The 13256-nt window shown below is 67.6% G+C and carries 14 protein-coding genes and 1 pseudogene; 9 read left to right on the top strand and 6 right to left on the bottom strand.

The genetic code is table 11. The annotated features are described in order from the left end of the window. Nucleotides 1-20 precede the first annotated feature (20 nt). From hsaA to GVY64_RS15800, 5 genes are all read left to right on the top strand, one after another. Complete coding sequence (gene hsaA / locus GVY64_RS15820; protein ID WP_159842032.1) at nt 21-1184, top strand: 3-hydroxy-9,10-secoandrosta-1,3,5(10)-triene-9,17-dione monooxygenase oxygenase subunit; 1164 nt, start codon at nt 21-23, stop codon at nt 1182-1184. A gap of 9 nt (nt 1185-1193) precedes the next feature. Then, nucleotides 1194-2072, top strand: coding sequence for a 4,5:9,10-diseco-3-hydroxy-5,9,17-trioxoandrosta-1(10),2-diene-4-oate hydrolase (gene hsaD / locus GVY64_RS15815; protein ID WP_159842030.1), 879 nt, complete (start codon nt 1194-1196; stop codon nt 2070-2072). After that, a complete protein-coding gene (hsaC, locus tag GVY64_RS15810) occupies nt 2072-2977 on the top strand; it encodes an iron-dependent extradiol dioxygenase HsaC (RefSeq protein WP_159842028.1) in 906 nt (301 codons plus the stop codon). Before hsaD ends, hsaC begins: the two co-directional genes overlap by 1 nt. Nucleotides 2978-2997: 20 nt before the next feature. Beyond that, nucleotides 2998-3570, top strand: a complete 573-nt coding sequence (hsaB, locus tag GVY64_RS15805; RefSeq protein ID WP_159842026.1) for a 3-hydroxy-9,10-secoandrosta-1,3,5(10)-triene-9,17-dione monooxygenase reductase subunit — start codon at nt 2998-3000, stop codon at nt 3568-3570. Between the two features lie 208 nt (nt 3571-3778). Continuing rightward, nucleotides 3779-4336, top strand: a complete 558-nt coding sequence (locus GVY64_RS15800) for a YdeI/OmpD-associated family protein (RefSeq protein ID WP_236566862.1) — start codon at nt 3779-3781, stop codon at nt 4334-4336. Between the two features lie 33 nt (nt 4337-4369). Here GVY64_RS15800 and GVY64_RS37855 read toward each other — a convergent pair whose 3' ends face one another. Then, nucleotides 4370-4558, bottom strand: a complete 189-nt coding sequence (locus tag GVY64_RS37855; RefSeq protein WP_236566861.1) for a hypothetical protein — start codon at nt 4556-4558, stop codon at nt 4370-4372. Between the two features lie 81 nt (nt 4559-4639). Here GVY64_RS37855 and GVY64_RS15795 point away from each other — a divergent pair, with 81 nt between their 5' ends. Both GVY64_RS15795 and GVY64_RS15790 read left to right on the top strand, forming a co-directional pair. Next, the gene (locus tag GVY64_RS15795) at nt 4640-5299 is read left to right on the top strand and encodes an ATP-grasp domain-containing protein (protein ID WP_236566860.1); all 660 of its coding nucleotides are present in this window, start codon (nt 4640-4642) and stop codon (nt 5297-5299) included. Between the two features lie 390 nt (nt 5300-5689). Beyond that, nucleotides 5690-6829 (top strand): baeRF10 domain-containing protein, encoded by a 1140-nt coding sequence (locus GVY64_RS15790; protein WP_159842020.1) that lies wholly within the window; start codon nt 5690-5692, stop codon nt 6827-6829. A gap of 413 nt (nt 6830-7242) precedes the next feature. Here the strand turns inward: GVY64_RS15790 and GVY64_RS15785 are convergent. Beyond that, a pseudogene (locus GVY64_RS15785) lies at nt 7243-7446 on the bottom strand (4-hydroxy-2-oxovalerate aldolase); the annotation flags it as partial. A 298-nt stretch (nt 7447-7744) separates the two neighbouring features. On the opposite strand from GVY64_RS15785, the gene GVY64_RS15780 reads away from it, so the two are divergent. Together GVY64_RS15780 and GVY64_RS15775 are read left to right on the top strand one after the other, a co-directional pair. Next, nucleotides 7745-8251: a hypothetical protein gene (locus GVY64_RS15780; protein ID WP_159842018.1), complete on the top strand. Its 507-nt coding sequence runs from the start codon at nt 7745-7747 to the stop codon at nt 8249-8251. Nucleotides 8252-8273: 22 nt separating this feature from the next. Beyond that, nucleotides 8274-8681, top strand: coding sequence for a hypothetical protein (locus GVY64_RS15775; RefSeq protein WP_159842016.1), 408 nt, complete (start codon nt 8274-8276; stop codon nt 8679-8681). Nucleotides 8682-8781: 100 nt separating this feature from the next. Here GVY64_RS15775 and dmpG read toward each other — a convergent pair whose 3' ends face one another. From dmpG to GVY64_RS15755, 4 genes are read right to left on the bottom strand one after another with little or no spacing between them, the layout of a single operon-like run. Beyond that, the gene (gene dmpG, locus GVY64_RS15770; protein WP_159842014.1) at nt 8782-9819 is read right to left on the bottom strand and encodes a 4-hydroxy-2-oxovalerate aldolase; all 1038 of its coding nucleotides are present in this window, start codon (nt 9817-9819) and stop codon (nt 8782-8784) included. Nucleotides 9820-9831: 12 nt separating this feature from the next. Further along, complete coding sequence (locus GVY64_RS15765) at nt 9832-10740, bottom strand: acetaldehyde dehydrogenase (acetylating) (RefSeq protein ID WP_159842012.1); 909 nt, start codon at nt 10738-10740, stop codon at nt 9832-9834. Between the two features lie 10 nt (nt 10741-10750). Continuing rightward, nucleotides 10751-11536, bottom strand: a complete 786-nt coding sequence (locus GVY64_RS15760) for a 2-keto-4-pentenoate hydratase (protein WP_159842010.1) — start codon at nt 11534-11536, stop codon at nt 10751-10753. 1 nt (nt 11537) lies between these two features. Continuing rightward, nucleotides 11538-13163, bottom strand: a complete 1626-nt coding sequence (locus GVY64_RS15755) for an FAD-binding protein (protein ID WP_159842008.1) — start codon at nt 13161-13163, stop codon at nt 11538-11540. Between the last annotated feature and the right edge of the window lie 93 nt (nt 13164-13256).

The following is a 13256-nucleotide window of genomic DNA, read 5'->3' as shown; positions in this document are numbered from 1 at the left end:
AGGCAGGAGCAGGTCCCGAGATGACGCAAGAAGTGACCGAACGGGTCGAAGCGCTGTTGCCGACGTTGCGCGAACGCGCACAGGAGGCCGAGGACCTGCGGCGCATCCCCGACGAAAGCATGAAGGCGTTGCAGGAGACCGGCTTCTTCCGGCTGCTCCAGCCCAAGCAGTGGGGCGGTCACGCCGCCGATCCGGTGGTCTTCTACGACACCGTGCGCAAGATCGCCAGCGCCTGCGGGTCCACCGGCTGGGTGGCAGGCATTGTGGGCGTGCACAACTGGCACCTGGCACTGTTCGCGCAGCAGGCGCAGGAAGACGTCTGGGGCGAGGACACCGAAGTGCGGATCTCCTCCTCCTACGCGCCGATGGGCGCGGGCACGGTCGTCGACGGCGGTTACCTCGTCAACGGCGCGTGGGCCTGGTCCTCCGGCTGCGATCACGCCACCTGGGCGGTCCTGGGCGGCCCGGTGATCAAGGACGGCAAGCCGGTCGATTTCGGCAGCTTCCTCATCCCGCGCGACGACTACCGCATCGACGACGTGTGGAACGTGGTCGGTCTGCGCGGCACCGGCTCCAACACGGTCGTGGTGAAAGACGTCTTCGTGCCGTCGCACCGGTTCCTGAGCTTCCGCGCCATGAGCGAACTGAAATCGCCCGGTCTGGAGCAGAACACCGATCCGGTTTACAGGATGCCCTGGGGCACCATCCATCCCACCACGATCTCCACCCCCATCGTCGGCATGGCCTACGGCGCCTACGCGGCGCACGTCGAGCACCAGGGCAAGCGGGTGCGCGCGGCCTATGCGGGCGAGAAGGCCAAGGAGGACCCGTTCGCCAAAGTGCGTATCGCGGAGGCCGCCAGCGACATCGACGCCGCGTGGCGACAGCTGTCGGGCAACGTCGCCGACGAATACGCGCTGCTGGTGGCGGGCCAGGAGATCCCGTTCGACTTGCGCGTGCGGGCCCGCCGCGACCAGGTGCGCGCGACCGGCCGCTCGATCGCCGCGATCGACAAGCTGTTCGAGAGCTCCGGCGCTACCGCGCTCGCCAACGGCACTCCGCTGCAACGCTTCTGGCGCGACGCGCACGCCGGCCGGGTGCACGCGGCCAACGATCCCGAGCGCGCCTACTTGATGTACGGCACGCACGAGTTCGGCCTCCCCGTCACCGACGGCATGGTGTAGGGGGTGCCCGTGACCTCGACCGCGGAACTCACCGCCGAATCGACCTCGCGTTACGCCCAGGTGCGGCCCGACCTGCGGCTGCACTACCACGAGGCGGGCGTCGGCAACGGGCCGACGATCGTCCTGCTGCACGGCGGCGGACCGGGCGCGTCCTCATGGTCGAACTTCGCGCGCAACATCCCGGTGCTGGCCGAGCACTTCCACGTGCTCGCGGTGGATCAGCCGGGCTACGGCCGCTCGGACAAGCCCACCGAGCACCCGCAATATTTCGTGCACAGCGCGTCGGCGCTGAAGGACCTGCTAGACCACCTGGAGATCACATCCCGGGTGCACCTGCTGGGCAACTCCCTCGGCGGCGGCGCGGCCGTCCGGTTCGCGCTGGACTACCCGGAACGCGCCGGGAAGCTGATCCTGATGGGTCCGGGCGGACTGAGCACCAATCTGTTCGCGCCCGACCCGACCGAGGGCGTCAAACTGCTCTCCAAGTTCAACTACGAGCCCACCAGGGAGAACCTGGCGGCGTTCCTGCGCATCATGGTCTTCGACCAGTCGTTGGTCACCGACGAGCTGATCGACGAGCGGTTCGCTTCCGCGAGCACGCCCGAGGCGCTGGCCGCGACCCGGGCGATGGGCAAGTCGTTCGCGAGCGCGGACTTCGAGAAGGGCATGCTCTGGCGCGACGCCTACAAGCTGCGTCAGCCGGTGCTGCTGATCTGGGGCCGCGAGGACCGGGTCAACCCGCTCGACGGCGCACTGGTGGCGACCAAGCTGATCCCGCGCGCGCAGTTGCACGTCTTCGGCGGGTGTGGACACTGGGCACAGCTGGAGAAGTTCCACGAATTCAACCGGCTCGCGATCGATTTCCTCGCGGGCGTCAAGGAGAAGTGATGGGCATCCGATCACTGGGATATCTGCGTATCGAGGCGACCGACATGGCCGCCTGGCGGGAGTACGGGCTCAAAGTCCTCGGCATGGTCGAGGGCAAGGGCACCGATCCCGAAGCGCTGTATTTGCGCATGGACGAGTTCCCGGCCCGGCTCGTGATCGTTCCCGGGGAGAAGGACCGGCTGCAGATCTCGGGTTGGGAGACCGCCAACGCCGAAGAGCTGCAGGACATCCGCGATCGGTTGGACGCGGCGGGCGTGCCCTTCAAAGAGGGCACCGCCGCCGAACTGGCCGATCGCCGGGTGTACGAGCTGATCCGGTTCGACGATCCCTCCGGCAACACGCTCGAGGCGTTCCACGGTGTGGCACTGGAGCATCGCCGGGTGGTCAGCCCGTACGGGCACAAGTTCGTCACCGAGGAGCAAGGGCTCGGCCACGTGGTGCTCTCCACCAAGGACGACAAGGCGGCCCTGGAGTTCTACCGCGACGTGCTCGGCTTCCGGTTGCGCGATTCGATGCGGCTGCCACCGCAGATGGTCGGCCGTCCCGCCGACGGCGAGCCCGCGTGGCTGCGGTTCTTCGGCTGCAATCCGCGCCACCACTCGCTGGCGTTCCTGCCCATGCCGACGCCGAGCGGCATCGTGCACCTGATGATCGAGGTGGAGAACGCCGACGACGTCGGGCTGGCCCTGGACCGCGCGCTGCGCAAGAAGGTCAAGATGTCGGCGACACTGGGACGGCACGTCAACGACAAGATGCTCTCCTTCTACATGAAGACGCCGGGTGGATTCGACGTCGAATTCGGTTGTGAGGGGCTGGAAGTCGACGACCACGACTGGATCGCGCGGGAATCCACCGCGGTGAGCCTGTGGGGGCACGACTTCACCGTCGGACAGCGGCAGCAGTGACCGAGAGGGCGAGCGAAACGATGACCGCGGACGGATCCGAGATCGATCCACGGCAGTTCCGGAACGTGCTGGGGCAGTTCTGCACCGGCATCACCGTGATCACCACCTTCGACGATGACGGGGCGCCGATCGGCTTCGCGTGCCAGTCCTTCGCCGCCCTCTCCCTCGAACCGCCACTGGTGCTGTTCTGCCCTACCAAGGCGTCCCGATCCTGGGCGGCCATCGAGAAATCCGGGCGCTTCTGCGTGAACGTTCTCGCCGAACAGCAGCGCGAGCTGTGCGCCCGCTTCGGCTCCCGCGAACCCGACAAGTTCGCCGGTGCCGCCTGGCACACCTCCGACCAGGAACTCCCCGTCCTGGACGAGGCGCTGGCCACCATCCAATGCACCGTCGACAGCGTCGTCGACGGCGGCGACCACTACATCGTCATCGGCCGGGTCAAGGCCCTCTCCGAGACCACGACCACCGGCCGCCCGCTGCTGTTCTACCGCGGCCAATACACCGCCATCGAACCGGAGAAGACCACCCCGGCCCCCTGGCGCGCCGACCTGGAGCACTTCCTCACGACGACGACGTTGGACACCTGGTTGTAAGGGTGCGAGCAGCGCCGTAGCTCCGCGCGCTACAGCGGGCATGACGGCAATCGCGTCAGCACGTGGGCTACCGCTGTACACCCGCAACAGCGCGGATTTCCGCGGGCTGGACGAGATCGTCGCGGTGTAGCGCATGAAGTGCTCAGTTGATGAGCACTTTGGGGCGGAGGATGGGGTGAGAAGACGACATCGCATCTCGGGAGGCACCGTGGGTCAGGAAACAGGAATCCTCACATGCGCCGACGTCGCGCAGTGGGAGGAGTGGCTCGCCGTCAATCACGGCCACGCGGTCGACGTGTGGTTGAAGATCGCGAAGAAGGGGGCGGCCGGCAGGACGATCAGCAACGGCGAGGCGCTCGACGGCGCACTCTGCTTCGGGTGGATCGACAGCCACCGCCGCGGTCTCGACGCCGACCACTACCTGCAGCGGTACTCGCCGCGCCGGTCGGAGAGTCCGTGGTCGCAGATCAACGTCGACAAAGCCGAAGCGCTGATCGCGGCGGGCCGCATGCGTACACCGGGCTTCGCGGCGATCGCCGCCGCCCGCTCCGACGGCCGCTGGCAGGCCGCCTACGCGCCTCAGCGCACCGCTACCTGTCCCGGCGATTTGACCGCCGCTCTCAGCGAAAGCCACCGCGCACGAGATGCTTTCGATCAGCTCGACCGCACCGCGCGGTACGCGCTGTTGCTGCGACTGATGAAGTCGCGGAAGCCTGCCGAGCGCGCCACCCAACTGCGCCGCATCGTCGCGGAGCTGAGCGGATAAAAGTCTCGGTCGAGGGCAGGTAACTCAACGGCACTATGGCCGCGACGATCTCACCGCGACGCGCGGAAATCGGTTGGGAATCGCGTGGACGGCCGCGAGGATATGGCTGTGCTGTTGCTTGTTCCGGCCGATGCGCTTCGCCCCCTCCGTGTCGACGAACATTTCGCCGCGGAAGCGGATGCTGCGCGCGACGCCGGGCACGAAGTCGCTGTGGTCGATCACGACGCGTTGACTCGCACCGGCGGCGCGGACGGGGCCGTTCGCCGTGTTCGCGCGGGCGGCGCGGCTGTCTATCGCGGCTGGATGCTGCGTAGTGATCAGTACGCCGCGTTCGACCGGAGTTTGCGGCAGCGGGGCGTCACGCTACGCACCGACGCGGAGCAGTACCGGCGCGCTCACGAGTTGCCAGGGTGGTATCCCGCACTGGCCGAGATGACTCCGCGATCGGTGTGGACCACCGGAAAGGACCGCGCCGCATTCGATCACGCATGTCAGGAACTGGGCAGGGGCGCCGCCGTCCTGCGCGACTACACGAAGTCGATGAAGCACTACTGGCACGAAGCGGCGTTCATCCCGGACGTCGCGGATGCGGATGCGGCCTGGCATGTGGCGAACAGATTCCACGAACTTCGCGGCGACGATCTGACCGGTGGTTTCGTCCTGCGCCGCTTCGAGCGTTTCCGGTCACCCGAAGTCCGCACCTGGTGGGTGGAGGGCAAGTGCCGATTGGTCGGCCCGCACCCGGACACTCCGGACGAGCTGCCCGACGTCGAATTCGATCCGGCCGCCGTCGAACATGCCATCGCCGCACTGGGCCTTCCCTTCGTCACGGCCGACTTCGTGCTGCGCGAGGACCAGGTCTGGCGTCTCGTCGAGCTCGGTGACGGCCAGGTCAGCGACCGCCCCCGCACCATCCCGCCCGAGGAGCTGATCACCGCGCTCCGCGCTGGTGACCGCGGATAGAGGAATCGACGCTCGACTTCCCGGCGAACGCGATCCCGCGTTCGGCGGTGCACCGCGACATCGATCCGGCGAGCAGGAGCAGGGTTTGCGCCGTCCGCCGCGGTGTGGCCCGCCTGCATTGGAATTACTCAGCCCCCGCTCGTGAACTCGGCCGCCACTTCCCCGCAGTCGATTCGCTGCCCACCCCCACCCGCAACCGGCCCAGCGGGGCGAACCCGCGCCCCGGCACTGGACCCGGCAGGTCGAGGCGCGTCCACCAGAACAGGGAGAACAATCGGGTCGAGCGAGTCGTCCGGGCGGACGGAGGTTCTGCCGCGCCCAGCTCGACACCGTGGTGTACGAAGCGCCGCAGACCGAGGCCCGCGCGAACCACGGTGGAAGCGAGGAGCGATGATCACAGCCGAGACGATCGGACGGATACGCCGGATGCAAGGTGACGGCATTCCCGTCGTATCGATGTACGCGCACGTTCCGGTGGATCCGGGCGAGCGCTCGGGGCTGGTGAGCCGGGTGAACAGCATGGCGGACGAGGTCAACCCGATGGTGAAGGACAAGTCGTCCGACCACGAAGCCAGGCTGTCGGTCCGCGACGACCTGGACCGCATGCGCGAGACCGTCCGGTCGGACATCTGGCAGCCCGGCGCGGTCGCGATGTTCGCCTGCGGCGGCAAGAACATGTTCGAGGCGGTGCAACTCCCGCACGCCGTCCACGACCGCGTCGTGGTGGACGCGGTGGCCTGGACCCGGCCACTGCTGGCCGTGCTCGAGGAATACGCCCGCTGCTGCGTGGCGGTGGTGGACCGGGCGAGCGCGGCGGTGTGGGAGCTGTTCGCCGACGAGATCGAGGAGGCGCGCCAGATCCGGGATCCCGCGCTGCGCGATCCCAACTACGCGGCGAACCGGCTCGAGAACAAGGTGCACCACAAGGCGGACGAGTTGCTCAAGAAGCATTACCGGCACACCGCGGCCGAGATGGCCGAGATGTTCGCCGGGGACGACTACGACCTGCTCGCCGTCGGCGGCCATCGCGACGAGATACCGCACTTCGTGGACACCCTGCCGCGCGAACTCCGGGAGCGTGTCGCGGGCACGTTCACCATCGACACCGGCTCGGCGACAGTCGGTGAGGTGAAACAGAACGCGACCGAGATCGTGACGCACTACGAGCGGGACGTCGATGTCCGCCGGGTGGGCGAGGTGCTGGAGCGGATCGCCACCGGCAACCCGGCCGTCGTGGACGTCGCGAACTGCCTGCGGGCCGCCACCGCCAAGGCGGTGGACACCTTGCTGATCCAGGACGGCGCGATGGTGCACGGGGTGGTCTGCGACAGCTGCGGTTGGCTGGGCCTGTCCGGCGACGAGTGCCCGGTCTCGGGCGACCGGCCCCGCCCGACCGAGGACATCCTGGACGAACTCGCCCAGAGCGTCATCGATGAGAGCGGCTCCGTCCGGCACGTCAAGGCCGACACCGAACTGAAGGAACACCAGGCCGCAGCGCTACTGCGCTTCCCGCTCCCGTCGTTGCCGTAGCCGCGGAGTTGTGCACAATCGTCCACAGCCGCGCCTGTGTGTGCGCCGTCGCCTGTGTTCACGCACCCTGCGCGGCCTCGGTCTGCACCGCAGCAGTTGCGTACCGATGCGCGTCACCTGCCGAACTCCACACCGGATGGGTGGACAGGCAAGTATTGATCGGCCTGCCCACCCCGGACACTCCGGAGGAGACGTCGGATCGGATCCGGAGACCGACCGCGCGCATCCCCTCCGGCGCATGGCATGACGCCGGTGCCGAGGTCAGCCGCCCAGCACCGGCCGCCCGCCTCGTCGCTCCACACCGCGACCGTCACGGGACTCCGCCGATCGGCCGCAGCGATGCTTCTCCGCGACCACGGGCGGACGGTCGAGACCCGGCCGGAGCACCGCTCTCGTCCGGGCGCGTCCACCCGTCAGGCGGAGACGGTCGCCTTCTCCCGCTGCAACTCCAGCGCGATGTCGATGAGCTGGTCTTCCTGGCCGCCGACGAGCTTGCGCTTGCCCGCGCGGACCAGCATCTCGGCGGCCGAGACGCCGTAGCGCTCGGCTTGGCGTTCGGCGTGCTTGAGGAAACTGGAATACACGCCCGCGTAGCCCATCATCAGGGCCTGGCGATCCGGCGCCCCGAGCGATCTGCCCCTTCGATTTTACCGTCGCCTGAACGAATGCCCGCGTGCTCAGTCCGGCGGGTAGCTCGTCGGTGTTCCCACGCAAGCCGTTGGAGACAACTTCAGAAAGTTCGAAGCTGATGGAACCGCGCCCGGGTTTGAAGCGTCGAAGCCTAATAGACAGAGGAGCTTTCGACGTTCGAGCAAGGAACACATGATGAGTCATCTATACAAAGATGTTGCTACGCGGTCGATCCCACACAGCTCGACAACTCCCAGTCCACAGGAGATAGCACCCGTTGAAGCCGTGGTCGACTCGGGGATCAGCCGCCGCATCAAACCAGCATCCCGCGACAGCATCGGAGGGACGGGCATTCGTCAGCGCTGGCGGCCGGTGGCAGTTTCGGCGATGGCGATTGCCTGCTGCATCGCCGGCCAGGTAGCACTCCCCGCTGCCGCACAGGCTACCCCTCCGCTATGTCTCGACTACCAGTTGAAAACCGCGCACGGAACTCTCAAATCTGAAATAAGGCCATATAATGGTGATCCCATCGGATATTACACATGGTGGTGGTTCATCAACGATTTAAGCCACCGGCCCGGTGAATACGAGTGGCATCTATTCGTCAACAAGTCGCCGATAAGCAAAGTACAGAAAGCAGAGAAGGACGATATGCTTCATTTCGGACAGGCGCGTTACCGTAACGGCAAGAACATCTGGAAAAGCGGCGACGTGCTACATGTGGACGGCCTCCATACGGCGCCGGATGGGACCGTCTACATCACACCGATCAACGAATGCACAGTACCGTAACAGCCGTGGCAGGATAGAGGACGTGGACATAGATGACGCCGTTCGAGGCGCAATGCTACTTGCCTCCGACATCGAAACTTCGCTCGGATTTGCGGTGCATGTAGAAACCGGGACCACCGATAAATGGCGCAGGTTTGCCCAGCGTACCGGACGACCAGAGCCGAAGGATCTGGTGCGCGTCGCTGTGCCTGATGTCGGCACTGCCGCGGCCCTCGACCCCACCGAACCAGGCAGCGCGACCGCAGAGGAGTTCGCGATGGAACTGGCACTGATTCTGCAGGATGATATCCAGATCCATATTCGGGAGCCGTGGCCCAAGGATCCGACCACGAGCGGGCGATCGTTGGAACCGACCGAACGTGGTTGGCAAAGTTTGGCGGACAAGGCCTTTCTCGTCCAGTACGGACAGCTGGGAAATTCCGCCGATTAGCCCGGGCCGCACGCCGACGTTGCCACCGACACAACTCGGTTTCCTGGGCAGACCGGGCCGCGAACGGTAACTTCGTTCGCGGCCCGCTTCGTCCGCCCGGTCAGGCGGAGACGGTCGCCTTCTCCCGCTGCAACTCCAGCGCGATGTCGATGAGCTGGTCTTCCTGGCCGCCGACGAGCTTGCGCTTGCCCGCGCGGACCAGCATCTCGGCGGCCGAGACGCCGTAGCGCTCGGCTTGGCGTTCGGCGTGCTTGAGGAAACTGGAATACACGCCCGCGTAGCCCATCATCAGGGCCTGGCGGTCGAGCAGGCATTCCTGCGGCATCGCCGGGCGGACGACGTCTTCGGCGGCGTCGGCGATGGCGAAGAAATCGATGCCCGTCCGCACGCCCAGCTTGTCGCACACACCTACCAGCGCCTCGACGGGCGTGTTGCCCGCACCCGCGCCGAAACGCCGTGCGCTGCCGTCGATCTGCGTGGCACCCGCGCGGATGGCGTAGACCGAGTTGGCGACGGCCAAGTCGAGGTTCTCGTGCCCGTGGAAGCCGACCTGCGCGTCGTCGCCGAGTTCGGCCACCAGTGCCGCGACCCGATCGGAGACTTGTTCCAGCACCAGCGCGCCGGCGGAGTCGACGATGTAGACGCACTGGCACCCCGCGTCCGCCATGATGCGCGCCTGCTTGGCCAGCACCTCCGGCGGCTGGGTGTGCGACATCATCAGGAATCCGACCGTCTCCAACCCGAGTTCCCGTGCGAGACCGAAGTGCTGGATCGACACGTCGGCCTCGGTGCAGTGCGTCGCGATGCGGCAGATCGACGCACCGTTGTCCTGCGAGATCTTGATGTCTTCCTTCACCCCGACGCCGGGCAGCATCAGCACGGCGATCTTCGCCCGCTTGGCCGTCTCGGCCGCGATGGTGACCAGTTCCTGCTCGGGCGTCTTGGAGAAGCCGTAGTTGAACGACGAGCCGCCGAGGCCGTCGCCGTGCGTCACCTCGATCACCGGCACGCCCGCGCCGTCGAGCGCGGCCACGATGTCGCGCATCTCGGTGGCGGTGAACTGGTGCCGCTTGTGGTGGGACCCGTCGCGCAGCGAGGTGTCGGTGACGCGGATGTCGAGTTCTGCTGAGTAGGCCATGACGAAAGCTCCTTACACCCGGGCCGTGACGATCTGTTCGGCGATGACCTCGCCGACCTGTGTCGCGGCGGCGGTCATGATGTCGAGGTTGCCCGCGTACGGGGGCAGGAAGTCGCCCGCGCCCTCCACCTCGACGAACACCGACACCTTGGCCATGCCGCCGGAGACCACCGAGGGCTCGTCGAACTGCGGCTCGTTGAGCAGCCGGTAGCCGGGGACGTATTGCTGGATGTCGGCGACCATCCGGTGGATGGAGTCGGCGATCGCGTCGGTGTCGGCGTCGTCGGGGATGGCGCAGAAGATCGTGTCGCGCATGATCATCGGCGGCTCGGCCGGGTTCAGGATGATGATGGCCTTGCCGCGCTGCGCTCCACCGATGGTCTCGACGCCGCGACTGGTGGTCTTGGTGAACTCGTCGATGTTCGCTCGCGTGCCGGGGCCCGCGGAGACCGAGGACACCGACGCGACGATCTCCGCGTACGGCACCGGGACGACCCGCGACACCGCGGCGACGATCGGGATCGTCGCCTGACCGCCGCAGGTGATCATGTTGACGTTCGGCGCGTCGAGATTCGCGCCCAGGTTCACCGGCGGCACGACGGCGGGGCCGACGGCGGCGGGGGTGAGGTCGACGGCGCGGATGCCCGCTTCGGCGTAGCGCGGCGCGGCGGCGCGGTGCACGTACGCCGAGGTCGCCTCGAAGATCAGGTCGGGCAGTTCGGACTGCCCGAGCAGCCAGTCCACGCCCTCGTGCGAGGTTTCGAGTCCGAGCCCGCGCGCCCGCTTCAGGCCCTCGCTGTCCGGGTCGATCCCGATCATCCAGCGCGGCTGGATCTTCTGCGACCGCAGCAGTTTGTAGAGCAGATCGGTGCTGATGTTGCCGGACCCGACGATCGCGGCGGTGACGGTCCCGTTGGACACGACAGCCTCCCTAGGTGAATTGCAGACGGACGGAGCCGAGTCCGGCGAACTCGGCGTGGAACTCATCGCCCGGACGGGCGTCGATGGCGCGGGTGCACGAGCCGGGCAGCACGATGTCGCCTGCCTTCAACCGGACCCCGAAGCTCGCGACCTTGCGCGCCAGCCAGGCCACCGCGATCACCGGATCGCCGAGCACGGCGTCGCTGCGGCCCTCGGCGACCACCTCGCCGTTGCGGGTGAGCACCGCGTCGATGGCCTTGACGTCGATATCCTTCGGCGCGACGCGCTGGGCGCCGAGCACGAAACCGGCGGAGGACGCGTTGTCGGAGATGGTGTCGGCCAGGCCGATGTTCCAGTCCTTGATCCGCGAGTCGATCAATTCGATCGCGGGCGCGAACGCGACGGTAGCCGCGAGCACGTCCTCTTCGGTGCATTCCGCGCCGGGCAGGTCGGCGCCGAGCACGAAACCGACCTCCACCTCCACCCGGGGGAACAGGTAGCGGCCCGCTTCGACCGGAACGTCTTCGTAGACTTCCATTTCCGCGAGCAGATGCCCGTAGTCGGGCTCGTCCACGCCCATCATCTGCTGCATGGCCTTCGAGGACAGGCCCACTTTGTGCCCGACCACGCGCGCGCCCGCGTCGAGCCTGCGCCGGATGTTGATCAGCTGGATCTCGTAGGCGTCGACCACGTCGATGTCCGGGTGACGGGCGATCAGCGGATCGATCGCCACCCGGTCGCGCTCCGCGCGCTCGAGTTCGTCGGCCAGTTCGGTTCGTACCGCGTCGGACAGCACGCTATTTCCCTTCCACAGTTGTCTTTTCCAGCGCCGAGACCTGCTCGCCCGCGACGGACCGGCCTGCCCTGCGGCCGGAGAAGATGCAATCGGCCAGCGACAGCCCGCTGACATAGGACTCGGAGCAGACGCCGACCGCGGTGCGCCCGGCGGCGAAGAGCCCCGGGATGTCGGCCCCTTCGGCCGTCTTGACCGCGCCGGTGCGCTCGTCCACGACGACGCCGCCGAGGGTGAGCATGGGGCATGGGTTGGTCAGGCTCGGTTTGATGCCCACATCCAACAACCAGAACGGGCCGGTGCGGATCGGTCTGGTGAACTCGGCGGGCTTGCCGACCGGATCGGGGGCGCCGGTCTCGATCGCGGTGTTGTGCGCGTCGACCGTCGCGCGCAGCCCGGCCGGGTCGATGCCCGCCTCGGCGGCGGCTTGCTCCAGCGTCGCGCCGCGAACGGCGGTGCGCCGCATCGTCTCGAACTGCCCGCGCTGGAACCAGGCGCCCTGTTTGCCGATCTGCCCGATGGCGGTACGCATCAACGGCTCGTCGGCCAGCAGCCAGCCCTTGCCGCCGTGTTCGGTGATCAGCTTGTTGCCGACCGCGGCGCCGTAGCGCGTCTCGTCGATCACCCGACGACCTTCGGCGTCCACCAGCAGCGCCCCGGTGAACGCGCTGGGCGGGAGCAGGAATCGCCACGCGGAGACGTTGTCCATGTGGTCCACCGCCGCGCCGACCTGCTGCGCCATCAGGATGCCGCTGCCGTCGTCCGCGGTGGTGCCGAGCGCGAGACCACCGTGGAACGCCGGCGCGTACTGCCGCACCATGTCGCGATTGGCGATGAACCCGCCCGCGCCGAGCACCACCCCACGCCGCGCGAGAACGCGAATCGTGCTGCCGTAGCGACGTTCCAGCGCCTCCAGCCGTTGTTCGAGCGCCCGCCGCAGCGGCGGGTAGTAGATGCCGGGTTTGGCCGCGGCCTTTGCCATGCGGGTGTAGCGGTCCCGGACCCGGCCGGGCGCGTCACGCAGCGTGCGGCATTCGACGCCGATCACGGCGCCCGCGCCGTCGGTGAGCAGCCGGGTGACCCGGGTGAGGGTCTCCACGCGTACGCCCGCCCTGGACGCGGCCGCGGCGAGCGGGCCGGTGAGTTTCTTTCCCGAAGTGCCCCTGCCCTTCACCCGATGCCCGCGCTGGGCGGCCGGGATGTCGCGGAACGCGCCGGAGATCTCGCTGCCGGAGTAGTACAGGTAGTAGCGGTCGTTGGGGTAGGAGGTCTTGTACGGGCACAGGGAGGCTTCGAAGGGGACTCCGTGCGCCTTCAGCCACTCGATCAGTTCCGGGCTCTCGTCGACGAACCGGCGCAGCGTCTCGGGGGCGACCGCGTCGCCGACCTCCCGCTCGAGGTAGGCGTACATGGCCTCGGGGGTGTCCTCGACTCCCGCCTCGCGCTGCACCGACGTGCCGCCGCCCGCGTAGATGATCCCGCCGGACAGCGCCGACGTTCCGCCTCCGGCGAAGCGTTCCAGCACGAGCACCTGCGCGCCCGCCGCGGTCGCTTCGAGCGCGGCCGCCGCACCCGCGGCGCCGTATCCGACCACGACAACGTCGGTGGCCAGGTCCCATTCGAGGCCCATGTTCTTAACTCCGGTCTGAAACTGAAACAAGTTTCCTCGACAAACGGAACGTCGAGCAAGTCTTCTGCCACACAACATAGACCAATGGCGCGT

Origin of the sequence: Nocardia sp. CY41, assembly GCF_009829325.1 — a bacterium.
In the GTDB taxonomy this organism is placed as follows: Bacteria; Actinomycetota; Actinomycetes; order Mycobacteriales; family Mycobacteriaceae; genus Nocardia.
This window is presented reverse-complemented; position numbering and strand designations above follow the sequence as displayed.